General features: G+C 59.9%; 22 protein-coding genes. 11 read left to right on the plus strand and 11 right to left on the minus strand.

Features of this window, described 5'->3' with window-relative positions; all coding sequences use genetic code 11:
* Positions 1–51 precede the first annotated feature (51 nt).
* Positions 52–540 carry a Bkd operon transcriptional regulator BkdR gene (gene bkdR, locus AB4Z35_RS07530; RefSeq protein ID WP_442096510.1) on the plus strand — a complete coding sequence of 163 codons (489 nt, stop codon included), beginning with the start codon at positions 52–54 and terminating at the stop codon, positions 538–540.
* 50 nt (positions 541–590) lie between these two features.
* Here bkdR and AB4Z35_RS07535 read toward each other — a convergent pair whose 3' ends face one another.
* A complete protein-coding gene (locus AB4Z35_RS07535; protein WP_007999618.1) occupies positions 591–1454 on the minus strand; it encodes an MBL fold metallo-hydrolase in 864 nt (287 codons plus the stop codon).
* 162 nt (positions 1455–1616) lie between these two features.
* Here AB4Z35_RS07535 and AB4Z35_RS07540 point away from each other — a divergent pair, with 162 nt between their 5' ends.
* Entirely contained in the window at positions 1617–2417 is an 801-nt protein-coding gene (locus AB4Z35_RS07540) for a sulfite exporter TauE/SafE family protein (RefSeq protein ID WP_442096511.1), read from the plus strand.
* Positions 2418–2446: 29 nt separating this feature from the next.
* Here the strand turns inward: AB4Z35_RS07540 and copD are convergent, their stop codons facing one another.
* Both copD and copC read right to left on the minus strand, forming a co-directional pair.
* Positions 2447–3304 carry a copper homeostasis membrane protein CopD gene (copD, locus tag AB4Z35_RS07545; RefSeq protein ID WP_442096512.1) on the minus strand — a complete coding sequence of 286 codons (858 nt, stop codon included), beginning with the start codon at positions 3302–3304 and terminating at the stop codon, positions 2447–2449.
* 3 nt (positions 3305–3307) lie between these two features.
* The gene (copC, locus tag AB4Z35_RS07550) at positions 3308–3673 is read right to left on the minus strand and encodes a copper homeostasis periplasmic binding protein CopC (RefSeq protein ID WP_442096513.1); all 366 of its coding nucleotides are present in this window, start codon (positions 3671–3673) and stop codon (positions 3308–3310) included.
* Positions 3674–3808: 135 nt separating this feature from the next.
* Between copC and AB4Z35_RS07555 the strand changes: the two genes are divergently transcribed.
* Positions 3809–4429 (plus strand): TetR/AcrR family transcriptional regulator, encoded by a 621-nt coding sequence (locus AB4Z35_RS07555; RefSeq protein ID WP_008003535.1) that lies wholly within the window; start codon positions 3809–3811, stop codon positions 4427–4429.
* A 125-nt stretch (positions 4430–4554) separates the two neighbouring features.
* Here the strand turns inward: AB4Z35_RS07555 and preA are convergent, their stop codons facing one another.
* The 3 genes from preA to hydA all read right to left on the minus strand — a co-directional run bounded on the left by preA (position 4555) and on the right by hydA (position 8797).
* On the minus strand, positions 4555–5829 hold the full coding sequence (preA, locus tag AB4Z35_RS07560) for an NAD-dependent dihydropyrimidine dehydrogenase subunit PreA (protein WP_126046084.1): 1275 nt from the start codon (positions 5827–5829) through the stop codon (positions 4555–4557).
* On the minus strand, positions 5830–7197 hold the full coding sequence (locus tag AB4Z35_RS07565; protein ID WP_442096514.1) for an NAD(P)-dependent oxidoreductase: 1368 nt from the start codon (positions 7195–7197) through the stop codon (positions 5830–5832).
* 160 nt (positions 7198–7357) lie between these two features.
* Entirely contained in the window at positions 7358–8797 is a 1440-nt protein-coding gene (gene hydA / locus AB4Z35_RS07570; protein ID WP_442096515.1) for a dihydropyrimidinase, read from the minus strand.
* 541 nt (positions 8798–9338) lie between these two features.
* Between hydA and AB4Z35_RS07575 the strand changes: the two genes are divergently transcribed.
* The 6 genes from AB4Z35_RS07575 (at position 9339) to AB4Z35_RS07600 (ending at position 17445) form a co-directional block, all read left to right on the plus strand.
* Positions 9339–10823 carry an NCS1 family nucleobase:cation symporter-1 gene (locus tag AB4Z35_RS07575; RefSeq protein ID WP_442096516.1) on the plus strand — a complete coding sequence of 495 codons (1485 nt, stop codon included), beginning with the start codon at positions 9339–9341 and terminating at the stop codon, positions 10821–10823.
* Positions 10824–10964: 141 nt separating this feature from the next.
* The gene (locus AB4Z35_RS07580) at positions 10965–12248 is read left to right on the plus strand and encodes a Zn-dependent hydrolase (protein WP_442096517.1); all 1284 of its coding nucleotides are present in this window, start codon (positions 10965–10967) and stop codon (positions 12246–12248) included.
* Positions 12249–12342: 94 nt separating this feature from the next.
* On the plus strand, positions 12343–12777 hold the full coding sequence (locus tag AB4Z35_RS07585) for a carboxymuconolactone decarboxylase family protein (RefSeq protein WP_442096518.1): 435 nt from the start codon (positions 12343–12345) through the stop codon (positions 12775–12777).
* Positions 12778–12780: 3 nt separating this feature from the next.
* Entirely contained in the window at positions 12781–13674 is an 894-nt protein-coding gene (gene sigJ / locus AB4Z35_RS07590; protein ID WP_442096519.1) for an RNA polymerase sigma factor SigJ, read from the plus strand.
* Between the two features lie 204 nt (positions 13675–13878).
* Complete coding sequence (locus AB4Z35_RS07595; RefSeq protein WP_442096520.1) at positions 13879–14979, plus strand: helix-turn-helix transcriptional regulator; 1101 nt, start codon at positions 13879–13881, stop codon at positions 14977–14979.
* Between the two features lie 792 nt (positions 14980–15771).
* The gene (locus tag AB4Z35_RS07600) at positions 15772–17445 is read left to right on the plus strand and encodes a hypothetical protein (protein WP_442096521.1); all 1674 of its coding nucleotides are present in this window, start codon (positions 15772–15774) and stop codon (positions 17443–17445) included.
* 278 nt (positions 17446–17723) lie between these two features.
* Here AB4Z35_RS07600 and AB4Z35_RS07605 read toward each other — a convergent pair whose 3' ends face one another.
* The 5 genes from AB4Z35_RS07605 to AB4Z35_RS07625 all read right to left on the minus strand — a co-directional run bounded on the left by AB4Z35_RS07605 (position 17724) and on the right by AB4Z35_RS07625 (position 22100).
* Entirely contained in the window at positions 17724–18491 is a 768-nt protein-coding gene (locus AB4Z35_RS07605) for an SDR family oxidoreductase (protein ID WP_442096522.1), read from the minus strand.
* A gap of 172 nt (positions 18492–18663) precedes the next feature.
* Complete coding sequence (locus tag AB4Z35_RS07610; protein WP_008004615.1) at positions 18664–19731, minus strand: phosphotransferase family protein; 1068 nt, start codon at positions 19729–19731, stop codon at positions 18664–18666.
* Between the two features lie 144 nt (positions 19732–19875).
* The gene (locus tag AB4Z35_RS07615; protein WP_442096523.1) at positions 19876–20841 is read right to left on the minus strand and encodes a 2-hydroxyacid dehydrogenase; all 966 of its coding nucleotides are present in this window, start codon (positions 20839–20841) and stop codon (positions 19876–19878) included.
* A 258-nt stretch (positions 20842–21099) separates the two neighbouring features.
* Positions 21100–21687, minus strand: a complete 588-nt coding sequence (locus AB4Z35_RS07620) for a TetR/AcrR family transcriptional regulator (protein ID WP_442096524.1) — start codon at positions 21685–21687, stop codon at positions 21100–21102.
* Positions 21688–21716: 29 nt separating this feature from the next.
* On the minus strand, positions 21717–22100 hold the full coding sequence (locus AB4Z35_RS07625; protein WP_442096525.1) for a tautomerase family protein: 384 nt from the start codon (positions 22098–22100) through the stop codon (positions 21717–21719).
* A gap of 377 nt (positions 22101–22477) precedes the next feature.
* On the opposite strand from AB4Z35_RS07625, the gene AB4Z35_RS07630 reads away from it, so the two are divergent.
* Complete coding sequence (locus tag AB4Z35_RS07630) at positions 22478–23758, plus strand: serine/threonine transporter (RefSeq protein WP_442096526.1); 1281 nt, start codon at positions 22478–22480, stop codon at positions 23756–23758.
* A gap of 93 nt (positions 23759–23851) precedes the next feature.
* The gene (locus AB4Z35_RS07635) at positions 23852–25504 is read left to right on the plus strand and encodes a SulP family inorganic anion transporter (RefSeq protein WP_442096527.1); all 1653 of its coding nucleotides are present in this window, start codon (positions 23852–23854) and stop codon (positions 25502–25504) included.
* The last annotated feature ends 38 nt before the right edge of the window (positions 25505–25542 follow it).

Consider the following 25542-nt stretch of genomic DNA (forward strand, 5'->3'; position numbering starts at 1 on the left):
ATTTACAGATAAAAAATCTGCATAAACATAAAAAGCAGGTGGTTTTGTCTCATGCGCAAATTGGACCGTACCGATATCRGCATTCTCAACAGCCTTCAGGAGAATGCACGCATCACCAACGCCGACCTGGCGCGCTCGGTGAACCTGTCGCCGACGCCGTGTTTCAACCGGGTCAAGGCCATGGAAGAACTGGGGGTGATTCGCGAGCAAGTGACGCTGCTGGATGCCGATCTGCTGGGGTTGCATGTGAATGTGTTCATTCACGTCAGCCTGGAGAAGCAGGTGGAGGAGGCGTTGCAGCATTTCGAAGAGGCGATTTCCGATCGCCCCGAGGTGATGGAGTGCTACTTGATGGCGGGCGACCCGGACTACCTGATCCGGGTGCTGGTGCCGACCATCCAGTCGCTGGAGCGTTTCATGATGGACTTTCTGACCAAGGTGCCGGGGGTGGCGAACATTCGTTCGAGCTTTGCGCTCAAGCAGGTGCGCTATAAAACGGCATTGCCGTTGCCGGCGAATGGTCTGACCCTGGGCAATTAAACGCAAGCCCTGTAGCAGCTGTCGAGCAACGCGAGGCAGCTGCTACAGGGTCAGAATTTGTTCAGAGGGATTTTCAGGTAAGTCACGCCATTGTCCTCGGCCGGCGGCATGTTTCCCGCCCGTACATTCACCTGGATTGCCGGCAGCAACAGCGTCGGCATGCCCAACCCGGCATCGCGCTTGGTGCGCATTTCAACGAAGGCATTTTCGTCGATGCCGTCGCGCACGTGGATATTGCCTTTGCGCTGTTCACCGACGGTGGTCATGCAGCGCGGTTCGCGGCCCTCGGGCGGGTAGTCGTGGCACACGTACAGACGCACGCTGGCGGGGAAGGCCAGCAGTTTGTGGATCGAGGCGAACATCTGGTTGGCATTGCCGCCGGGGAAGTCGCAGCGCGCGGTGCCGACGTCCGGCATGAACAGCGTATCGCCCACCAGAATCACATCGCCGTCGATCAGGTACGCCATGTCCGCCGGGGTATGGCCGGGAACGTGCAACGCGGTGGCTTTGAGGTTGCCGATGCGAAATGACTCGTCCGGGGCGAACAGATGGTCGAACTGCGAGCCATCGATGCAGAATTCCGGCTCAAGATTGAACAGGGCCTTGAACACGTCCTGGACCTTGCAGATCGACTGACCGATAGCGATCTTGCCGCCCAGCTCGCGCCGCAGATAAGGCGCGGCGGACAGATGATCGGCGTGGGCATGGGTTTCCAGCAGCCATTGCACGTGCAACCGGTGTTCGCGCACGAAGGCGATGATCCTGTCGGCCTGGGTGGTGGCCGTGCGGCCGGCGGCCGGATTGTAGTCAAGCACCGCGTCGACAATTGCGCATTGTCCGCCATCGTCTTCGTAGATCACGTAACTGTAGGTCGACGAGGCGTCGTCAAAAAAAGCTTCAATCAGGGCAGGCATGGTGGCCAATTCTTTCGGGATAAGCTTTGAGGGTAGATTCATTTTCCCTGTGCTGACCAGTCTCGCCTGCATTCAGTTAATGAAAAATCCTGCGCGGGCTCTATCCTGTCATCCATCGATACCGGGCGTTCCCGGAGTTCAGTCGCGGATCATGAGTGTTTTATGTTGCTGGCAAGTCTGTTTGGCGTGGTGATGGGGTTGGTGTTGGGGCTGACCGGCGCGGGTGGCGGAATTCTCGCAGTGCCGGCCCTGGTGTTGGGGTTGGGCTGGAGCATGACTCAGGCCGCTCCGGTGGCGTTGTTTGCGGTGGGCAGTGCGGCGGCGGTCGGCGCCATCGATGGTTTGCGTCATGGCCTGGTGCGTTACCGCGCGGCGTTGTTGATCGCAGCGCTCGGCGCGGTGTTTTCGCCGGTGGGTATCTACTTCGCCCATCAGTTGCCGGAAAAAATCCTGATGATCCTGTTCAGCCTGCTGATGGTCATGGTGGCCTGGCGCATGCTGCGCCGTGAACGCAAGGACGATGGGCCGAGTGACCACGGCCAAGCGAACTGGGGCCAGAAAAACTGCATGCTCGATCAACAGACCGGGCGCTTTTCCTGGACCGCCAAATGCACCGCGACCCTCGCGGCCCTCGGTGCGGTGACCGGCGTGGTGTCGGGATTGCTGGGTGTCGGTGGCGGCTTCCTGATCGTCCCGGCCTTCAAGCAACTGACCGATGTGCAGATGCGCGGAATCGTCGCCACCTCGCTGATGGTGATCTGCCTGATTTCGGCCATCGGCGTGATCGGCGCATTCCATGCCGGCGTGCGCATCGACAGCGTTGGCGCCACCTTTATTGGCGCCAGCATCGCCGGCATGATCGTTGGTCGCAAGCTGTGCGCGCGGGTACCGGCGCGGGCGTTGCAGGTCGGGTTTGCCAGTGTCTGTCTGGTCGTCGCCGTTTACATGCTGGTGCGTGCCTGAGCCTTGCAGCGCTCGATGGGGATGGGTGGTCAGCCGGAAATCATCGGCGGCAGGGTGCCCAGCAATGAAACCGCCGCCACCGCGCCAATTCCCAGCAACCATTCGAACATCACGCTCGCCCGCAACGTCGCCAGACGCTGCTCGCAATCATCGATGCGCAGCCGATTGAACAACGCCAGGCCCAGCATCGCCGCCACCAGCACAGCCTTGATCAACAGGATCAAGGCGAAGCCGGTGAACAGCGGCGTTGGCCAGAATGCCCCGGTGAGCACCCTCACATTGATCAGACCCGTGATCAGCAGCCCTGCGACCAACCCGTAACCGACGCCACTGAAGCGCTGCAACATCACGCGGATCGAATGCCCCGCGGGCTCTCGCAGAATCATCACCAGCAGCATCAAACCGCCGAGCCAGGCACCCACGCAGATCAAGTGAATGAGTTGATTGAGGATCAGCAAATGGCCCGCGGTGCCATCGAGCATTGCGCCGTGGCCGACCGGGGCCAGCGTGGCCACCAGCAGGCCGCTGAAGATCAGGCGCAGCGCAAGGCTGGTGCGTAGAGGCGTCAGCAGCAACGCCAGCAACACCATGTTGATCAGCAAATGCCAGCGCCAGACCTGACCGAAAAAGGTACTGCCCAGTACCAGGTTCAGGGTCGGTGGATCGAAGGCCGCGTCCCAGGCCCCGGCCATGCTCGCGGTAATCAGCAACAACCAGCAGACCCCGCTGGCCAGCGCCACTACGGCCAGCCAACGGGAAGTCCTTGCCAGCCGCTGATCCAGTGCGGGTTCGCCAGTTGAAAGCAAAGGCCTGAACACCCAGGCCCCGAACAGCATCAACACCACGATGAAATGCAGGAAGCGGCACAGCACCAACGCGCTCACCATGAATTACTGGCCAACCTTGAAGGCGTAGGCACCTTCGCTTTTGTGGGTGTCGACCGACACGGCGTGCCATTCGACTTTGTAGGCGCCGGCGGTCAACGGCGCGGCCGGGGTGACGATCAGGGTCTTTTTGTCACTACCTTCGGTGGTCAGCGCTTTTACCGCTACCGGTGCGCCGTCCCGGGTCAGCGTGACTTTGGTGAAACTGGCTTCGACGCCTTCGGAGAACTCCAGGCGCAATTCCGTTGCCGTGGCGACGGTGCTGTCGGCGGCCGGTGTCTGACTTTTCAGGTGGGCGTGGGCAAACACCGAAGAAGCGGCGAGCAGCGAGCCGAGCAGGGCAGCAACGGTCAGGGTTTTCTTCAGCAGCATCGTGGGTACCTCAGGTAGTTTCCAAGTGCGCAGAGTTTAGCTTTACGACAGCGGCTGTACGAAGTTTCGTTTTCCTCTGTCGCCGCAGTCCAGAGCGGATGCTAGTCTTGCTCAACGTTGTTGTCGGGGATCGGCATGGGCAATCACAAGATCGAGATTCGTCGCAGTAACGTCGAAAAAATTCTGCTGGGGGCGGAAAAAGTCTTCGCTGAAAAGGGTTTCGGCGGCACCGCCATGGCCGACATCGCCGCTGAAGTGCAACTGCCGCGTTCAAATCTGCATTACTACTTCAGCACCAAGACCGAACTGTACAGCGCCGTACTGTTCGACTTGCTGGAAGTCTGGAAGCAGGACGCGCTGTGTTTCGAGATGTTCGATGACCCGCGCGTGGTGCTCAGCAGCTACATCCGCGCTAAGATGAACCATTCCCGCAGCCGGCCTTATGGTTCGAAAGTCTGGGCCAACGAAATCATCCACGGCGCGCCGACCCTCGGCGCAGCGCTGGATGCGAGCCTGTACGACTGGGCCAAGATGAAGGAAGCGAAAATCCGCCAGTGGGTGGACGACAAACGCATCCTGCCGGTGGAGCCTTCGAGCCTGCTGTACATGATCTGGGCCTCGACCCAGCACTACGCCGACTTCGATCACCAGGTGAATATTCTCAACGACCATCAGCCGCTGTCGGACATGCAGTTCGAAAAGGCAGTGCAGACGGTGACCAGTGTGATTTTGCGGGGGATCGGGTTGGAGCCTTGAGGTTGGGAGGTGTGGCTGCTGGCCTCTTCGCGGGCAAGCCCGCTCCCACAGGGGATCTCAGTGTTAATACGATCCCTGTGGGAGCGAGCTTGCTCGCGATGGCGTCAGTTCAGGCGCAGCTGGCCTCAAGGGCTAACGTGATACGGATTCCTCGGATCATGATTCCAGTCCAGGAACGGCTTGCCGGTCTCCACCGGCACCATCTCGATACAGTCCTGCACCGGGCAGGTGATCTGGCACAGGTTGCAGCCCACACACTCCTCATCGATCACTTGATATTTATGCGTGCCGTCCGCTTGCTTGAGGCTAGCCACCGCCTGGTGCGACGTGTCCTCACAAGCGATATGGCAACGACCACAGCCAATGCAGGCCTCCTGATCGATTTTCGCGATCACCTGGTAATTGATATCCAGGTACTTCCAGTCCGTGGTATTGCCCACCGCGCGCCCGGAAAACTCCGAAACGCTGGCGTAGCCCTGACTGTCCATCCAGCGTGACAAACCGTCCTTCATGTCTTCGACAATCCGGAAGCCATGCAGCATCGCCGCCGTGCACACTTGCACCGCGCCGCTGCCCAGGGCGATGAATTCCGCGGCGTCGCGCCAGTTGCCGATGCCGCCGATGCCGCTGATGGGCAGGCCTTGGGTTTGTGGGTCGCGGGCGATTTCGGCGACCATGTTCAAGGCAATCGGCTTGACTGCCGAGCCGCAGTATCCGCCGTGGGTGCTTTGGCTGCCGACCATGGGGTTGGCCACCATGCGTTCGAGGTTGACGCTGGTGATCGAGTTGATGGTGTTGATCAACGACACCGCATCGGCACCGCCACGGTGGGCCGCACGGGCGGCGACACGGATGTCGGTAATGTTCGGCGTGAGCTTGACGATCACTGGCAGCGAGCAATACGTCTTGCACCAGCGGGTGACCTGTTCCACGTATTCCGGCACCTGGCCGACCGCCGCGCCCATGCCGCGTTCCGGCATGCCGTGGGGGCAACCGAAATTCAGCTCGATGCCATCGGCGCCAGTGGCTTCAACCAGTGGCAGGATATGTTTCCACGACTCTTCGACGCAGGGCACCATCAGGGACACGATCAGCGCACGGTCCGGCCAGTCCTTTTTGACCTGGGTGATTTCCCGCAGGTTGATCTCCAGCGAGCGGTCGGTAATCAGTTCGATGTTGTTAAAGCCGAGTACCTCCCTGTTAGCCCCGAAGTGCGCCGAGTAGCGCGACGACACGTTCACCGCCGCCGGGTCTTCACCCAGGGTTTTCCAGACCACGCCGCCCCAGCCGGCTTCGAAGGCGCGGACCACGTTGTAGGCCTTGTCGGTCGGTGGCGCGGAGGCCAGCCAGAATGGATTGGGTGCTTTGATGCCGGCGAAGACAATCGACAGATCGGCCATTTACGCAGCCTCCACGTTAAGCATCAGTTGAGCATTGATCGCCTCGGCGGCGCGCTTGCCATGCTGCACGGCTTGCACGGTGAGGTCTTGATCGAGGCTGGTGCAGTCGCCGCCGGCATACACGCCGGGGATGCTGGTGCGCAGCTGTTCATCGACTTCGATGCGCTCGCCCTGACGCTTGAGCTCACGCGCCAGCGGATCGGCGAGGGCGTTGCCGTCGAAGGCCTGGCCGATGGCTTTGAAGATCGCGTCGGCGGCCAGTTCGAAGGTTTCGCCGGTGGTTTGCAGACGACCTTCGACCAGATGGGTGCGGGCGAAACGCATGCCGCGCACACGGCCGTGGTCATCGAGCAGCACTTCTTCGGGTTGTGCCCAGGTCATTAGCCGCACCTGATTGGCCTTGGCAATGTCCTGCTCGTGATGGGTGGCGCCCATGTCTTCGGCGCCGCGCCGGTACACCAGGTTCACGTCACGGGCGCCGAGGCGGGCCATTTGCACCGCCATATCGATGGCGGTGTTGCCTGCGCCGAGGACGATGCAGTGGTCGGCCAAGGGTAGTTGGGTCAGGTCATCGGCCTGGCGCAGTTCGCGGATGTAGTCGGTGGCTGCGAGCAGGCCGGGCGCGTCTTCGTGGGCCAGGCCCAGTTGTTTGCTGGCGTTGAGCCCTAGGCCGAGGAACACCGCATCGAACTGTTGATGCAGTTCGCTGAGGGTCAGGTTCTCCCCGAGCTTCTGCCCGTGGCGGATTTCGATCCCGCCGATCTCCAACAGGAACTCAAGCTCCTTTTGCGCATAGTCATCCACCAGTTTGTATTTGGCGATTCCGTATTCATTGAGGCCGCCAGCTTTTTCCCGCGCCTCGAAAATCACCACGTCGTGCCCGTGCATGGCGCTGCGGTGGGCACAGGACAAACCGGCTGGACCCGCGCCAACCACGGCGATGCGTTTGCCGGTGGCGGCAGCTCGCTGGAACGGGTGAGTGCTGAAATGTGCGTTGTCCACGGCGTAGCGTTGCAGCAGGCCGATCATGACCGGTGCGCATTCGTGAGCGTTGTTGCGCACGCAGGCTTGCTGGCAAAGAATTTCCGTCGGGCAAACCCGGGCGCAACTGCCGCCGAGGATGTTGGCCGAGAGGATTTTCTGCGCAGCGCCTTGCACGTTGTCTTGCTGGATGTTGCGGATGAACGAGGGAATGTCGATCTCGCTCGGACAGGCATTCACGCAGGGCGCGTCGTAGCAATACAGACAGCGCGAGGCTTCGAGCCGGGCCTGGCGTTCATTGAGCGGCGGCGCCAGATCGGTGAAATGGCCGGCGAGGGTGGCCGCATTCTCATGGGGATGCGGGAGGTGGTCCAGGGTCTTGATCACGGTTTTGGCCTCACGGTTATTTGAGGTGCTGCCTCTGATGGGCATTGTTTTTTGTGTTGTCAGTGCGGGCCTCATCGCGAGCAAGCTCGCTCCCACAGGATCTCGGGTGTTCACAAAACCTGTGGGAGCGAGCTTGCTCGCGATAGGCCGCAGGCCGCTTTCAGCGTTTCACAGCAACCGGCTGATTCAGCTCGGCCCGCTTGCTCAGCAAATCAAACACCGCCGGGTACGCCGGCCGTTCGATGTAGCGCCCGGCCCCGCGCTCGGCCCGCAAATCCCCATCGGCCCATACCACGCGGCCCTGGCTGATGGTATGGCTCGGCACGCCACGCACGGTCTTGCCTTCGAAGATGTTGAAGTCCACCTGCTGATGGTGGGTCTTGGCTGATATGGTCCGCGTGCCTTGCGGGTCCCACAGCACCAGATCGGCATCGGCACCGACGCGGATCGCGCCTTTGCGTGGGTAGAGGTTGAAGATTTTCGCCGTGTTGGTGGACGTCAGGGCGACGAATTGCTGCATCGAAAAGCGTCCGGTGTTCACGCCTTCATCCCACAGCACCGCCATGCGGTCTTCGATGCCGGCCGTGCCGTTGGGGATCTTGCTGAAGTCGTCGCGACCAGCGGCTTTTTGCTCGGCGCAGAAGCAGCAATGGTCGGTGGCGGTGGTGTGCAAATTACCCGATTGCAGGCCATGCCAGAGCGCCTCTTGATGGCCGCGAGGGCGGAACGGCGGGCTCATTACATAACCGGCGGCGGTTTGCCAGTCCGGGTGGCGGTAGACACTGTCGTCCAGCAGCAGGTGCCCGGCCAGCACTTCGCCGTAAACCGGCTGGCCCTTGCCCCGGGCATAGGTGATTTCGTCGAGGGCCTCCTTGGTCGAGACGTGCACCAGGTACAGCGGCGTACCCAGGGTTTCGGCGATGCGGATCGCCCGGCTCGCCGCTTCGCCTTCAACCTGTGACGGCCGCGACAGCGGATGCGCTTCCGGCCCGGTGATGCCCTGGGCCATCAGCTTGCGTTGCAGGTGATACACCAGTTCACCGTTTTCCGCGTGAACGGTCGGCACCGCGCCCAGTTCCAGGCAGCGTTCGAAACTCGCCACCAGGGTGTCGTCGGCGGCCATGATCGCGTTCTTGTAGGCCATGAAATGCTTGAAGCTGTTGACGCCGTGCTGGCTGACCAGCTCGGCCATTTCCTCACGGACCTGTTCGCTCCACCAGGTAATGGCGACGTGAAAACCGTAGTCCGACGCCGACTTCTCGGCCCAGCCGCGCCACTGATGAAAGGCTTCGAGCAAGGATTGCTGCGGATTGGGAATCACGAAGTCGATGATCGACGTGGTGCCGCCGGCCAGTCCCGCGGCCGTGCCACTGTAGAAGTCTTCGCTGGCCACCGTGCCCATGAAGGGCAGTTGCATGTGCGTGTGCGGGTCGATGCCACCGGGCATCAGGTACTGGCCGCTGCCGTCGAGCACTTCGGCCCCTGCAGGAACATCGAGGTTGTCGCCGATGGCCTGGATCACGCCGTCTGCGCAATACACATCGGCGCGATAACTTTCATCATGGGTAATAACGGTGGCGCCACGGATCAACAGAGACATTCCGAGTTCCTCGCAGGCAATGACCGGCTAATGCCGGTTCTAGATGTTTTATATGACGCCAGCGTCAACAGGTGTATTCCTGTCAGTGCTGTCAGGATTAAACGCTAGCTGCAGTTATTCGAATCGGCAAGAATATTTTTTATAAGCTTATGCAGTTATTAACTAATTGATATTTAACGTTTAAATACAAGAATCACCAAAATGGTGAGTGACCTCACCATTTTGACGCACTTGACAGGATCGAAAAATAGTCAAGATTTCTTATGTGAAATCAGCTGTTTGAGTATGGTCTATGGTTGATGCGCAGCCATTGAAAAAAGATCAACGCACCAGTTTGAGTCCTGACTGTCCGGACAACTTGCCTGGCATTCGGCCTGAGTGGCCTGACAAATAGTCGAGTCAGTGAATAAAACTGATAAACATCAGTTAGTTACATTGTGTTTATGGAACTGCCCGATGCGCAAGCGGGGCACCCGGCACGTTTATTGATGCCGCCAGCCCCCGATGAGCAAAAAATAATTCAAAGAACAGTGGAGCGGCCATGCAACAGATCAGATCGCAAGTGACCGAGCGCGACGGCTTGTACGAGCTGGAAGCCGGCAGCGACGTCCTCGACAGTCCCCGTTACAACCACGACATTGCACCGACCAAGGTGCGCGAACGCACCTGGAACAAATGGCACATCACCGCGCTATGGGTGGGCATGGCGATTTGCGTGCCGACCTACACCCTCGGTGGGGTGCTGACCGCGTACTTTGGCCTGACGGTTGGCGAAGCGCTGCTGGCGATTCTGTTTGCCAACATCATCGTACTGATTCCCCTGACCCTGAACGCATTTCCCGGCACCAAGTACGGCATTCCCTTTCCGGTGTTGCTGCGCTCGTCCTTCGGCGTGCTCGGTTCCAACATTCCGTGCCTGATCCGCGCCCTGGTGGCGTGTGGCTGGTTCGGTATCCAGACCATGTTCGGCGGACTGGCGATTCACCTGTTCCTCGGCTCGGTGTTCGAGGGCTGGAAATCCCTGGGCGGCACCGGCGAGGTCATCGGCTTCATGGTGTTCTGGGTGCTGAACCTGTGGGTGGTGATTCGCGGCGCCGAGTCGATCAAATGGCTGGAAACCCTGTCGGCCCCGCTCCTGGTGGCGGTGGGCGCCGGTTTGCTGGTGTGGGCGATGCCCAACGTATCGATGACTGAATTGCTGGCGATCCCCGCCAAACGTCCCGAAGGTGCCAGCGTAGCCAGTTACTTTGCCGCCGGGCTGACGGCGATGGTCGGCTTCTGGGCGACGTTGTCGCTGAACATCCCCGACTTCAGCCGCTACGCGAAAAGCCAGAAGGACCAGATAGTCGGGCAGATCATTGGCTTGCCACTGACCATGTTCCTGTTTGCCTCCCTGGGCGTGGTGATGACCGCCGCCTCGGTGAAGCTGGTGGGCGTGACGGTGTCCGATCCGGTGACCCTGATCGGCCATATCCAGAGTCCGGTCTGGGTGGCGCTGGCCATGGCGCTGATCATCATCGCCACGCTGTCGACCAACACTGCGGCCAACATCGTATCGCCGACCAACGACTTCCAGAACATCGCACCCAAGGCGATCAACCGGACCAAGGCGGTGATGCTCACCGGGCTGGTCGGGCTGGCGCTGATGGCCCATGAACTGCTGAAAAAGCTCGGCCTGATCGTTTCCGACCTCAGCCTGGAAACGGTCTATTCCAACTGGTTGCTCGGCTATTCCAGCCTGCTGGGCCCGATTGCGGGGATCATGGTGGTGGATTATTTCCTGATCAAGAAACAGCAACTGGACCTTGCCGGCCTGTACCGCGATGACGTCTATCCGGCGTGGAACTGGAGCGGTTTCATCGCGTTCGGCGTGCCGGTGGTGTTGACGCTGCTGTCCCTGGGCAGCGATGTCTTCAGCTGGTTCTACAGCTACGGCTGGTTCACCGGCTCGGCCCTCGGGGGGCTGATTTATTACGGGGTGAGTGTGGTGCGGCCGAGTCCGTCAGTCGCGAAATCTGCGGTGTGAAGGATGGCCCCATCGCGAGCAGGCTCGCTCCTACATTTGGAATGCATTCCCCTGTAGGAGCGAGCCTGCTCGCGATGAGGACTTCAAAATCACCCAACAACCGCCTGAAGAAACACATAAGAACAGCCTGAGGAGATCATCATGAACGCGGCCGTAGACGTTCTGCAGTCCAGCCATCAGTACATCAACCGCGACCGCCTGTGGCAATCGCTCATGGAGCTGGCCAAACTCGGTGCCACGGTCAAGGGCGGCGTGTGTCGCCTGGCCCTGACCGATCTCGACCGCCAGGCCCGGGACATCTTCGTCAAATGGTGTCAGGAGGCTGGCTGCACCGTCAGCATCGACGCCGTCGGCAATATCTTCGCCCGCCGCCCCGGGCGCAATCCCGACCTGCCACCGGTGATGACCGGCAGCCACATTGACACCCAGCCCACGGGCGGCAAGTTCGATGGCTGCTTCGGTGTGTTGGCCGGCGTCGAAGTGCTGCGCACCCTCAATGACCTGAACATCGAAACAGAAGCGCCGCTGGAGGTGGTTGTCTGGACCAACGAAGAAGGCTCGCGCTTCGCCCCTTGCATGATGGGCTCCGGCGTGTTTGCCGAAAAATTCACCCTCGAAGAAACCCTGGCCAAGGTCGATGCCGATGGCGTGACTGTGGGGGAAGCACTGAATGCCATTGGCTACGCCGGCCCGCGCAAAGTCAGCGGCCACAAAGTCGGTGCCTACTTTGAAGCACACATCGAGCAAGGTCCGATCCTGGAAGACGAACGCAAGACCATCGGCGTGGTCATGGGCGCCCTCGGGCAGAAATGGTTCGACCTGAAACTGCGCGGCGTCGAAGCCCATGCCGGCCCGACCCCGATGCACCTGCGCAAGGACGCCCTGGTCGGCGCCGCGGTGATCGTCGGTGCGCTCAACCGCGCCGCCCTCAGCCATCAACCCCATGCCTGTGGCACCGTCGGTTGCCTGCAAGCCTATCCCGGCTCGCGCAACGTCATCCCCGGCGAAGTGCGCATGACCCTGGACTTCCGGCATCTGGAACCGGCGCGCCTGGACTCGATGATCGCCGAAGTGCGCGAAGTCATCGAAACCACCTGCGACGAACACGGCCTGACCTTCGAGCTCACGCCGACGGCCGACTTCCCGCCACTGTACTTCGACAAGGCCTGCGTCGAAGCCGTGCGCGGCGCTGCCCAAGGCCTGGGCCTGTCGCACATGGACATCGTCAGCGGAGCAGGGCACGACGCCATCTTCCTCGCCGAACTCGGCCCGGCCGGGATGATCTTCGTGCCGTGCGAAGGCGGTATCAGCCACAACGAAATCGAAAACGCCGCGCCGGATGACCTCGCGGCCGGCTGTGCGGTGCTGTTGCGGGCGATGCTGGCGGCTTCGGCGGCGGTGGCGAAGGGCGAGTTGGCTGATTGAAACGAGTGACGTGCGCTGAATGATTCAGCGCACGTCACAAAGCGCAATCCTCAATCGTCATCCTGCTGAACCCCTCAATCAGTGGAGCAACACGATGTCGTCCAACACCCAAGCGGTCAATCTGCTGCAATCGATTCCACAGGTTTTCGAAAGCCTGACCCAGGTCCATGTCGCTCTCGATCAACAAGATCTCAATCCAGCCCTCAAGCATTTGATCCACCTGCGCGCCTCGCAGATCAACCAATGCGGTTTCTGCGTGAAGATGCACACCCGCGAAGCCCGTGAGGCCAATGAAACCAACGAGCGTCTGGATCGCCTGATCGTCTGGCGTCACGTCAGTGATTTCAGCCCTTCTGAGCGCGCCGCGCTGGCGTGGACCGAAGCCTTGACGGTGCTGGATGCAAAAACCGATTACGCCAGCCTGCGCGGTGAGCTGAGGGCGCATTTCAGCGACGGGCAGATCGGCGCCTTGACGGCCGAGATCGGCATGATCAACCTGTGGAACCGCTTGCAGGTGTCGAGGCACTGATTGATGAACTCCGCTGAAAACGCCGCCACTGTGTTCGAGCAGCGCCGGCCCTTTTTGCTCGGTCTGGCCTATCGCATCCTCGGCTCGCGCGCCGAAGCCGAGGATGCGGTGCAGGAGTTGTTCATCAAGTGGCTGGAGGCCGATCGCGCCTCCATCTCCACGCCGGCCGCCTGGCTCACCACCGCTTGCACCCGCCATTGCATCGACCTGCTACGGTCGGCGCACAAGTCCCGGGTGGATTACATCGGTACCTGGCTGCCGGAGCCGATCCACACGGCTCATCAGGATTCACCCGAGCACATGCATGAACTGGCTTCGTCGCTGTCCACCGCGTTCGTGTTGTTGCTGGAGCGCCTGACACCCAAGGAACGCGCGGCGTACCTGCTGTACGAAATCTTCGACATGGATTACCCGCAGGTCGCCGATGCGGTCGGGGTGCAGGAAGCCGCTTGCCGCAAACTGGTGTCTCGGGCCAAGGCGAGTCTGGGCAGTGCGCAAACCCGCTATCAACCGGAACCTGTGCGCCAAAACCAGTTGCTGAGCGCCTTCCACAATGCCATCGCCAGTGGCTCCACGGCGAACTTGAGCGCGATGCTCAGCGAAGACGTCGAACTCTGCGCCGACAGCGGCGGCAAGGCTTCGGCGATCCGTGAAACGCTGGTTGGCATCGCAAGCGTGCTGGATTTCATTGGCCAGTCGTTGCACGCCTATTGGCAAATGTGTGAATGGCTGCCCATTGAGATCAATGGTACTCAAGGTGTCATCATCAAGGCCGACGGTGTTATCAACGCGTCGGTGACGTTTGGTTTCGACGAGACGGGGCGGGTGAATCGGGTTTTCATCATGCGTAATCCGGACAAGTTGGCGGGGCTGGAGGCATCGTTGAACGTGCACTAGTCAAACGACCACCGGCCGTGAGCGTTCCGAAAATGATGACGATTGCTGGGGGAGCGGGCTCGCTCGCGAAATCGGTGTGTCAGGTGAGCTAAATGTCGACGGGTCCACCGCTTTCGCGAGCAAGCCCGCTCCCACAAGGTTCGTTGCACTATCCAAAAAACCGGAGGTCGTACCCTACAGGGTCACCATACTTGTGGAGACGCAATGAGCCAGGACGTCCAGACCACGGAAACCAATCGCCGCCAGCTGAGGCAAATCATCGCCGGTCTGTCCGACGGAGTGATTCTGCTGGATCCCGACCAGAGCATACTGTGGGCCAATGACGCCGCGCTGGCCATGCACGGCGCAGCGCAAATCAGCGATCTGGGCAGCAATGCAAAGGCCTATGCCAAACGCTTTGCCCTGCGTTATCGCAATAGTGGCGTCGTGCCTGCCGACAGCTATCCGATCAACCGGGTGGCCCGTGGCGAGACGTTCAGCGATGTGCTGGTGGAGGTGACGTCGGCGGCGGACAAAGCGCGTACCTGGGTCCATCGCGTGCGCAGCCTGGTATTGGTTGACAGCCGTGGCGAACCGGAATCGCTGGTGTTGATCATGGACGATGTCACCGACCGGGCCAGCGCCGGGCAACGCTTCGCCACAGCGTTTCGTCTGTCCCCGGTGCCGATTCTGCTGTGCGGCGCGGCTGATCAACGGGTGCTGGACGTCAACGAAGCGTTCCTCGATACCCTGGGTTTTCCCAGTGAGGAAGTGCTTGGGATCAGCGTTGCGCAGATCGATTTCATCGATGATAAAAACGCGCGTATCTGGCTGTTCGCCGCGCTGGAGAAAACCGGCAGCCTGAGCCGCATCGATGTGCGCGTACGCCGCAAAGACGACAGGCTGATCGATTGCACCGTGTTGGCGGACACTGTGAACATTCAGGGCAACCCGTGCTATCTGCTGGTGCTGATGGACGTTACCGAGCGCAAGCGCACCGAGCTGGAACTGGTGTCGGCCATCGAGGAAGCAATGAAGGACGCCTCATGGTTCAGCCGCACGCTGATCGAAAAACTGGCCAGCGTGAAGAACGTCAATTCACCGAAGTTGCCCCGTGTGTCCTTCACCGACCTGACCGCCCGTGAGCGCGATGTGCTGGGCCTGATATGCGAAGGCCTGGCCGACAAGGAAATCGCCGCGCGCCTGAAACTCGCGCCGAACACCGCGCGCAACCATGTGGCGGGGGTGTATTCCAAGCTCGATGTACACAGCCGCAGCGAGGCGATTGTCTGGGCGCGGGAGCGGGGACTGTTCTCGAGTGAGTAGCGGCCAAAGGGGCAGCAATAAGGTGCAAATGCACTAAATCGCAGGGTGCACATTCATGTGTCGACCCGGTGGATCGGCTCCTGGGCTGAGGAAGTGCAACAGGTGACTTCAAGTCACCTTCGCGCTCCTTCGCAATCGGTCGACGCCCTGATCCGGTGATGTAAGAACTGCCAGCTTTTACTGGCGTTGACCACCGGCTGGGCCATGAGTGATTCGCAATTTTTTATTTTTTTGACAGGTGTGTGGACTTTACGCGCGGGTTTTGTTGTCACAAAAATGTGTCGATCACTTATCGCGGGTCAACCTATGAAAACTCTTGGGAAACGCGTTTTTGCACCGCTCGCATTCTGCGCAGCGATTCTCGGCGGCTGCTCCAGTCCGCCCCCACCTCCAACAGTCACTCCACCCCCTCCTGAACGCACCTGCCAGGCGATGGATAAAACCGATGTCCTGGGCGATGTACGGGGCGAAGACGGGCAGGTAACCCGACTCACCACCACGACTCGGTGTATTACCCAGTAAGCCAGTGTGACGGCCGCGTTGTTGAACGGCGCGGCCATGCTGAATGGTAAATCGGCTAAAAGTTGGTATCAGGTGGTCGGTTTTTATTGCTGGCTGATCGTTTTTGCTGTCTGTTCTGACACTGTCTGCTACCTGGTATTTCCAGTTTAGTGAAGAACACATCTTTTTTCACTGATAGACCTGTCATTTATGATAGTTCTCGGCGCATCGATTTTTCCTGATAGTTCATGGACTGTTTTTTATGTCCATCGCTGAAAAGGAAACGTCGTCATGAGCACCGAATTAAAAGACGCAACCGCTGCACCAAGTCGTTGGGAACAAGCCACGTTGTTTATCAACGGCAAGAAAGTGGAATGGAGGGCGGAACTCGTTTTGCTCCGCGGGCAGGAGAACGAAGTGACGGTGGAGGCTCCACCCGTGATCGCCAGGGCGCTCAACCTGGGGCTGGCTGACAATGGCGGTTTGGAAACTGTTGCATCGCCGGAATTTGGCGCTTGGGTGGCTCCCGTTAATGGCAAGTTCACTTGGAAGATTACACCGGACACTGGCAAGAGCGGTCGTATCACCCTGGTGTTTTTCAGCAGGGAAGTGCTGGTGCCGTGGGAGCACCGAAGCCTGGTGATTTCGAGCAACCTGGCGGATGAGGTTGAGGTAAAGATTGGTGGGCAAAGTGTGCCTGCCAGTGGAAATGTATTCATAAGGGGGCAGGCTCAGGAAGTTACGCTGGTCCCTAAGCCGGGCAGTCCGATCGCCGGACACAATATTACGTTGACTTATAAGGTCTTACAGGGGCTATTCCAAGGTGATATACGAAGTACACCACCATTTGGGGGGGTAGGAGGACCAAACTGGAGGTGGCAGTTGACTGGATTTACCAGAAGCGGCACCTTCGAAATTTCTGTGGTTGGGCAGGGAATGTCTACTCCAATAAAAATTGCGGTCAGCAAGTTGCTTTCGAACAACCTGGCGGATGAGGCAGACGTGAAGATTGACGGTGCCACCGTGCCTGCCGGGGGTAATTGGTTTTACCGGGACAAGGCGCAAACGGTGACGTTGACGCCCAAACCCAACAGCCCGCTGGCCGGCCTTCCAGTCACCCTGACCTGTGCAATCAAAAGTGGCCTCGATGTCGCCAATGTGGTGAGTGCACCGGCCTTCGGCAGTGAGCCAACTACCTATAGCTGGGCAGTGACCGGGAACACCAAAAGCGGCACCTTTCAATTGGCCTTGTCGGGCAAGGGCATGACCACACCGATTACCTTGCCAGTCAGCAAGTTGCTGTCGAGCAACCTGGCGGATGAGGCAGATGTGACGATTGCCGACGCCGCCGTGCCCGTCGAGGGTAATTGGTTTTACCGGAATAGTGGTCGAATGGTGACGTTGACCCCCAAACCCAACAGCCCGCTGGCCGGCCTTCCAGTCACCCTGACCTGGACCATAAAAAGCGGACTGGCTAACGACAGCGTGGTGAGTCAACCGGCCTTCGGCACTGAGCAAACCACGTATAGCTGGGCAGTAATGGGGAGGGTGCATAGCGGAACGTTCCAACTGGCATTGGTGGGTAAGGGCATGTCCACACCGATTACCTTGGCAGTCAGCAAATTGGTGTCGAGGGATCTGAGAGATGAGGTTGAGGTGAAGATTGGTGGGCAAAGTGTGCCTGCCAGTGGAAATGTATTCATAAGGGGGCAGGCTCAGGAAGTTACGCTAGTCCCTAAGCCGCGCAGTCCGATCGCCGGACACAATATCACTTTGACTTGTCAGCCCTTACAGGGGCTATCCGAGGGCGATATACAAAGTGCACCGCCATTTGGAGGGATAGGAGGACCAAATTGGCGTTGGCAGGTGACTGGATATAACAGAAGCGGCACCTTCCAGATTTCTGTGGTAGGGGCGGGGGGAGTGATTAACCCATTGAAAATTGCGGTCAGCAAGTTAATTTAGAACAATCTGGCGGATGAGGCTTTCGTTAAATTGATGGTGTTGATGTATCAAATAATGAAGTTCCCTATCTTAATAGTTCAAAGCGCACAGTTACGTTAGTTCCTAAAGCGGGTAGCCCATTAGCTGGTACTAAAGTCAGTTTGCTATCCGGCAGCGGAGAAGGTTGAGTTTGTTGGCCGGCCAAAGTGATTTGATTGCCGAGCGACCGGTGGTAACAGTGTGAACAAAAGGCAGCCAATCGCCCTGATCGGCTGCCTTACTTTTATTCGCAAACAGAATCAGGACAGGAAACCACCGTCCACATTCAACGAAACCCCAGTGGTATAGCTCGAAGCATCGCTGGCGAGGTAAAGCACCGCCCCCGCCATCTCACTCGGATCCGCCACCCGCTTGAGCGGGATCTGCTGCAGCGCGGTGTTCAGAATGGCTTCGTTTTTCACCAGCGCCGAGGCGAATTTAGTGTCGGTGAGGCCTGGCAACAGGGCATTGCAACGAATCCCGAACTGCGCGCATTCCTTGGCAAACACCTTGGTCATGTTGATTACGGCCGCCTTGGTCACCGAGTAGATGCCCTGGAAGATCCCCGGCGAAACGCCGTTGATCGAGGCCACGTTGATGATGCTGCCGCCACCGTTTTCGCGCATCAGCTTGCCGGCTTCCACGGACATGAAGAAGTAGCCGCGAATGTTGACGTCGACGGTTTTCTGAAAAGCACTGAGGTCGGTGTCCAGCACGTTGCAGAATTGCGGGTTGGTCGCGGCGTTGTTGACCAGGATGTCGAGACGGCCGAACTGTTCCTTGATGCTGGCGAAGACCTGGCTGATCCGTTCCATTTCGCCGATGTGGCAGGCGATGGCGGTGGCCTTGCCGCCAGCAGCGATAATAGCGTCGGCCACGTGCTGGCAGCCTTCAAGCTTGCGGCTCGACACGATCACGTGGGCGCCTTGTTGGGCCAGCAATTTGGCGATGGCTTCACCAATGCCACGGCTGGCGCCGGAGACGAAAGCGATCTTGCCGTCGAGGTCGAACAACTGAGTCTTGGACATGGGATTCCTTTATAAAAAGTCTTGTTATCGAGTCAAATGCCGGGGGTGTCGCTGATGCTGTTTGGTAGGGGCGGCTTGCTGCGTTTGGTCAGTGAACGGGCGTTATCGTTAAAGACCTTCGCGAGCAGGCTCGCTCCTACAGGGGATTGTGTGTCATCGAACAGAATCAGGGTCACAGGCTGGATTTCTGGATGACCTGCAGGCTCATCTGCTCCAGCAGCTTGTTCATGTGAATGAACTGCGCGAAGCGTTTGTCCTGGGTCTGGCCGTGGTAGAAGCGGTAGTAGATCTGCTGCACGATGCCGGCCAGGCGGAACAGGCCGTAGGTGTAGTAGAAGTCGAAATTGTCGATGCGGATGCCCGAACGTTCGGCGTAGTAATCGACGAACTCGCGGCGGGTCAGCATGCCCGGCGCGTGGCTTGGCTGGCGGCGCATCATCTGCACCGGCGCCGGATCATCGGCTTCGATCCAGTAGGCGAGGGTGTTGCCCAGGTCCATCAGCGGGTCGCCGAGGGTGGTCAGTTCCCAGTCGAGCACGCCGATGATCTGCATCGGGTTGTTCGGGTCGAGGATCACGTTGTCGAAGCGGTAGTCGTTGTGCACGATGCTGGAGGTCGGATGGTCGGCCGGCATCTTGTCGTTGAGCCAGGCCTTGACCGTTTCCCATTGTGGCGCATCGGGGGTCAGGGCTTTTTCGTAACGATCGCTCCAGCCTTTGATTTGCCGCGCCACGTAACCTTCGGGTTTGCCGAGGTCACCCAGGCCGTAAGCGTTGTAATCGACCTGGTGCAGTTCGACGAACTTGTCGATGAAGCTCTTGCACAGGGCTTCGGTTTTCGCCGAGTCCAGACCCAGCTCCGGCGGCAGGTCCGAGCGCAGGATGATGCCATTGACCCGTTCCATGACATAGAACTCGGCACCGATCACCGATTCGTCGGTGCAGTGCACGTAGGCTTTCGGGCAGTACGGAAAACCGTCGCGCAGTTGATTGAGGATGCGGAATTCACGGCCCATGTCGTGGGCCGACTTGGCCTTGTGGCCGAAGGGCGGGCGACGCAGGACGAATTCCTGTTCGGGATATTCCAGCAAGTAGGTGAGGTTTGAAGCGCCGCCCGGAAACTGGCTGATCCGTGGCAAACCGCTGAGCCCCGGAATATGGGCCTTGAGGTACGGATCGATCAGGCTGGCATCGAGCTCTTCGCCGGTGCGGATACGGGTGGACTGGTCAGTAAGCGCCATGCTTATCCCTTCTGCTTATTCTGGAGGCCTGAAACTATTGGCTAATCTAATGCGCACACCCCGCACCCACAACCGCGATCGGCTCTTATAGGTGAGCGTGTTGCCGGCCAATCATTGTTTTTGATACAGCTGTTTGAATTGCCATCAATGAGCGACCCGGCTCATGGCCGGCGGCAAGGCGATCGGCGTGAGCACCGGTTGGCCCGAGAAAAACGCCACGAGGTTCTTGCCCACCAGTTCGACGGTGCCCTGGGTGGCTTCCGGGGACAGCCCGGCGACATGGGGCGTGAGGATCACGTTGTTCAGGGTCTTGAGCGCATCCGGTACCTTTGGTTCGGCGTCGAACACATCCAGCGCGGCACCGGCGATCCGGCGTTGCTCCAGGGCGGCGATCAGGTCGGCGGTGACAATCACGCTGGCCCGGGCGATGTTGACGATAAACCCGTCGGGGCCCAGCGCGTCGAGCACGTGGCGATTGATCAGGTGCCTGGTGCCCACACCGCCGGGCGTGGCGACGATCAGGAAGTCCGACGCGCGCGCCAATTCGGTTGGCGTCGAGCAGAACGTGTAGGGCACATCGCTGCGATGCTGGCGATTGTGGTAGCACACGCTCATGTCGAAGCCGTTGGCGGCGCGTTTGGCGATGGCCATGCCGACCGCGCCGAGACCGAGGATGCCCAGGCGTTTGCCGGCGAGGGAAGGGCGCATGATTTTCGGCCATTCGCCGCGCCGTACGGCGGCATCACAGCGGGGCACGTCGCGCACCAGCGACAGCAGCAGCGCCATGGCATGGTCGGCGACGGACGAGGCGTTGACCCCGGCGCCATTGGTGACGGTGATGCCCCGGTCGGCGGCGGCCTGCAGGTCGACGTGTTCATAGCCGGCGCCAATCACGCAGATGATCTTGAGGTTGGGCAGCGCGGCGATTTCATCGGCATACAGCCCCAATGGGCCACGGGTGAGGACGGCGTCGATCTGCCCGGCGTGCCGGGCGATGGCTTCGGCGCGCTCGGCGGGTGTCGGGGCGAGAATCAGGTGGAAACCCTGATGTTCGAGGATGGGCAGGTAATCATTGATGGTTTCAACCAGTACCAGAACGGTTACAGGCATGCTTGGCTTCCTGTGGGCATCGAAAAATCGGCTCGAATGTCTCTTGAGATTGCTGATTTCAGGATAGCTTGGCAACCACCAGCGATCGCAGCCTGCTGTATTTCCTGCGGGGCTGCGTGTAGGAGCTGGCGAAGCCTGCGATGGTCGTTAACGATAACGCGTGTGAACCGGATAAACGCGGCGCACTTGAGTCCATCGCCAGCAATCAAGCGTCGACCGGCTGCTCCTGCAGTTTCCCGGGAATGCGTGAAGAACCTTTTATTTCGACGCTGCGAGTGCTGCCCGGGCAGCCTCGAGAATTTCATCCGACAGTGGATCGCCGCGGGTCGCCCGGGACAACATCAGCGCGCCGAACATCAGCGAATACTGTACCAGCGCCTGCTGCCGTTTGTCGGCTTCGTCCTCGGTGTCGAGCAGCGAACCCAGCGAGCCGAGCAAGTTGTTCAGGCCCTGCATATAGGTTTGACGCAAACCGCTCTCGGCAGCCTCGTGGCACATGTCCCCGGCAAAGGCCACCACCGGGCAACTGTCGCCCGGCTTGTCCCGGCTTTCGCTGGACAGGTACGTTTCGACCACGGCGCGGCGGGCGGCGTCCTTGCTGTCATTGTCTGCCACCCTTGCTTGCCAGCGTTGCGCGGCCTGTTCGAAGGCCCGGCCACTGGCCTCTTGCGCCAGGGCTTCCCTGGATTCGAAATGCCCGTAAAAACCGCCGTGTGTCAGTCCCGCAGCGGCCATCACATCGACAACACTGATCCCGTGCAGGCCGCGTTCGCGAAACAGCCGCGTGGCGGCATCGACGATGGTCTCGCGGTTGAGGTCGGCTTGTTTGCGGGAAACTCGGGGCATGGGTCACTCTCGGGGCTGCAGGTTGAACATCAGAGGGCGTATTGGGCAATCCCGTTGCCGAACGACCAGTTCTCTTTTTTGACTTCCACCAGATTGATGAAAACGTCTTCCAGGCGCACCGCGAGTTCTGCATGAAGGCTCTCGGCAATGGTTTTGTAGAGGAGTTTTTTCTGCTCGATGGTTCGTCCTTCGCTCATGGTGATCTGGATCACCACCAGTTGGTCCGTACGGCTGATGCCCAGGTAACCGGGGTCAAAGATGAAATGCTGCTCATCGTGTTCGGCGAGTATCTGGAAATTATCGTTCTCCGGCACGCCGATGGTGCTGTGCATGGCGGCGTAGATCAGTTGGCCGATGCGTTTGGCGTGGGTGGGGTCCTGATGTTTTTTGATGTCGACGCGAACCAGTGGCATGGGAAGACTCCAGAAGGAATGCAGGTCGGTTAAAAATACATGACGATAGACCTTTATCAAGTGCGGACTGCGCTTTGGCGATGAAGCGCAGGTAGCCCCACCTCTGAGCACGCCGTAGAACCCTGTAGGAGCGAGCCTGCTCGCGATAGCGGTGTGTCAGCCAAAGTAAATGTTGGATGTGCCAAGGTAATCGCGAGCAGGCTCGCTCCTACAGGGGATTTTTCGTCAATCTGGTACCACCGTTCCTCACCTAAGTCTTTGCTTCTGCTAACTAATCCTCCAGAATCGCGCCCCTGTTTCGGCCAGGCGCTGCCTGTCGGGTATTCCGACGCGTCCTGGCCGGGTGGCAAGTGACCGGAATGTGGAGATCCCACCGGATGAATGATCAGGCCAATAGCGTCAACAAACGCTATGTAGCAGCGACAACAGCGACACTTTCGAGCTGGAATCGCCAAGACACCACCTGGATGCTGGGCCTGTTTGGCACGGCGATTGGTGCGGGAACCCTGTTTTTGCCGATCAACGCAGGCCTGGGCGGTTTCTGGCCGCTGTTGATCCTGGCGTTGCTGGCGTTTCCGATGACGTTCTACGCACACCGCGGGCTGACCCGTTTCGTGCTGTCCGGTCGCGAAGGCGCCGACATCACCGAAGTGGTGGAAGAGCATTTCGGCATCAAGGCCGGTGCACTGATCACTTTGCTGTACTTCTTCGCCATTTTCCCGATCCTGCTGATCTACAGCGTGGCCCTGACCAACACCGTGGGCAGTTTCCTGGAACATCAACTGCACATCACGCCGCCACCGCGCGCCGTGCTGTCGCTGGTGCTGATCCTCGGCCTGCTGGCGGTGGTGCGTTGCGGTGAGCAATTGATCGTCAAGGCCATGAGCCTGATGGTCTACCCGTTCATCGTCGCGCTGCTGTTTCTGGCGGTGTACCTGGTTCCGCACTGGAACGGCGGCATCCTGACCACCGCCAGCAGCGTGCCGGCACCGTCGGCGCTGTTGCACACCCTGTGGCTGGCGATTCCGGTGATGGTGTTCTCGTTCAACCACTCGCCAATCATTTCGGCGTTCGCCGTGGACCAGAAGCGTCGCTACGGGGAGCACGCCGAGGAGCGCAGCTCGCAGATCCTGTCCCGCGCCCACTTGTTGATGGTGGTGATGGTGCTGTTCTTCGTCTTCAGCTGCGTGCTGACCCTGTCGCCGGCGCAACTGGCTGAAGCCAAGGCGCAGAACCTGTCGATCCTGTCGTACCTGGCCAACCACTTCAGCAATCCGACCATCGCCTTCGCGGCGCCGTTGATTGCCTTCGTGGCCATTTCCAAGTCGTTCCTGGGGCACTACATCGGCGCCAGCGAAGGCCTCAAGGGCCTGATCGTCAAGAGCGGCAAGCGTCCGTCCGCCAAGACCCTGGACCGCATGACTGCCGCGTTCATGCTGGTGGTGTGCTGGATCGTTGCCACGCTGAACCCGAGCATCCTCGGCATGATTGAAACCCTGGGTGGCCCGGTGATCGCGGCGATCCTGTTCCTGATGCCGATGTACGCCATCCGCAAGGTACCGGCGATGGCACGCTATCGCGGTCAGGCGTCCAACGTCTTCGTGACGGCGGTGGGTCTGGTGGCGATTACCGCGTTGATCTATTCCTTGAGCGCGTGATCGACCGGCCTGCTCGCGCAGTGCCGGATTGACAGCTACAGTGGCCGCTGCACGTATACGTGCAGCGGCTTTTTTTCGCCTGGAGACACCGGATTGTCGAGCGCCTCACCGCCAAACCCCGTTGAGCAACCCAACCGCTGGCAGGACCTGCTGGCAGGTTTGTCGATTGCAGGGCTGCTGCTACCTGAAGCGGTCGCCTATTCAAGCATCGCCGCGCTGGCGCCCCAGGCCGGGGTGATCGCCTTGTTCGCCGGGTTGCTGTGTTATGGCCTGTTCGGCACCAGCCGTTTTGCCATTGTCTCGGCCACTTCATCGTCAGCCGCCGTGTTGGCCGCTGCCACCGCGACCCTGGCCAATGGCGATCCGCAATTGCGCTCGACGCTGGCCATCGGCCTGGTACTGATGACCGGGGCGTTTTTCCTGCTGGCCGGGTTGTTCAAGCTCGGAAGCGTGACATCGTTCATTGCCAAACCGGTGCTGCGCGGTTTTGCCTTTGGCTTGGCGCTGACCATTATTTTGAAGCAAGTAGCCAGCGTGGTCGGCGTGCATTTGACCGAAGTCAATCTGGTGCGGTTTCTGCCGCAGTTGCTGGAACAGTTGCCGCAATGGAACTGGGTGGCGGCGGGTGTCGGCGCCGTGGCATTGGCCTTGTTATGGCTGTTCGCGCGTTTTCGGCGCCTGCCGGGCGGTTTGTTGGTGGTGGTGATCGGCATTGCGGCCGGACAGTGGCTGAACCTGCCGTCCTATGACGTAAAGCTGATTGGTGTGATCGACCTCGGTCTGGAGGTGCCGAAGTTGCCGGTGCTGCCGTTCACTGACTGGCTGCGTCTGGGTGAGCTGGCGTTCGCCATGGTGATGATTTTGTATGCGGAGTCCTACGGCTCGATCAGTGCCTATGCGCTCAAGCACGGTGACCACGTCACATCGAACCGCGACCTGCTGGCGCTGGGTGCTTCCAACCTGATGTCCGGCCTGTTTCATGGCATGCCGGCGGGAGCGGGGTATTCGGCAACGTCGGCCAATGAGGCAGCGGGCGCGACTTCACGCCTGGCCGGTGGCGTGGCGGCGCTGGTGGTGCTGCTCATCGTCTTGACCGTGCTGCCTTACATCGCCCTGACCCCGGAGCCGATCCTCGCTGCCATCGTTATCCATGCCCTGGGGCGCGGCTTGAGCCTGCAGCCGCTGGGACGGTATTTCATCTGGCGCCGTGACCGTTTGCTGGTGATCTGTGCCGTGGGCGCGGTGCTGGTGCTGGGGGTCCTGGACGGCTTGCTGGTGGCGGTGGCGATCAGTGTGTTGCTGATGCTCAAGCAACTGTCGGCGGCGGATATCCAGATTCTGGGGCGCATCGATGGCGGTCACGACTTTGTCGACCTGCAACGCCATCCAGCGGCGCAAGCCGTGCCTGGCGTGTTGATTGTGCGGCCAGGTGAAGCGTTGTTCTTTGCCAACGTCGAACGGGTTCTCGGCGCCGCCATGCGTTTGATCCGGCATTCGCAATCGCCGATCCATACGGTGATTCTCAGTCTGGAGGAGTCGCCGGATCTGGATGGCACCAGCATCGAGGCGTTGCAGGCGTTTTTTGTACGGGTGCATCAGGAAGGACGGTGCCTGATTCTGGCTCGCCTCAAGGACGACGCACAAACGGCGTTGGCTGCTTTGCCGGAAGTGAAGGCTAGCGGGGTGGTTTTGAGCGGGCTAAGTGTTGATGGTGCAGTGCAACAAGCCCTCCAGTTGAACGCATAACCCAATGTGGGAGCGGGCTTGCTCGCGAAGAGGGAGTG

The organism is Pseudomonas sp. KB_15, assembly GCF_052114525.1.
GTDB lineage: Bacteria > Pseudomonadota > Gammaproteobacteria > Pseudomonadales > Pseudomonadaceae > Aquipseudomonas.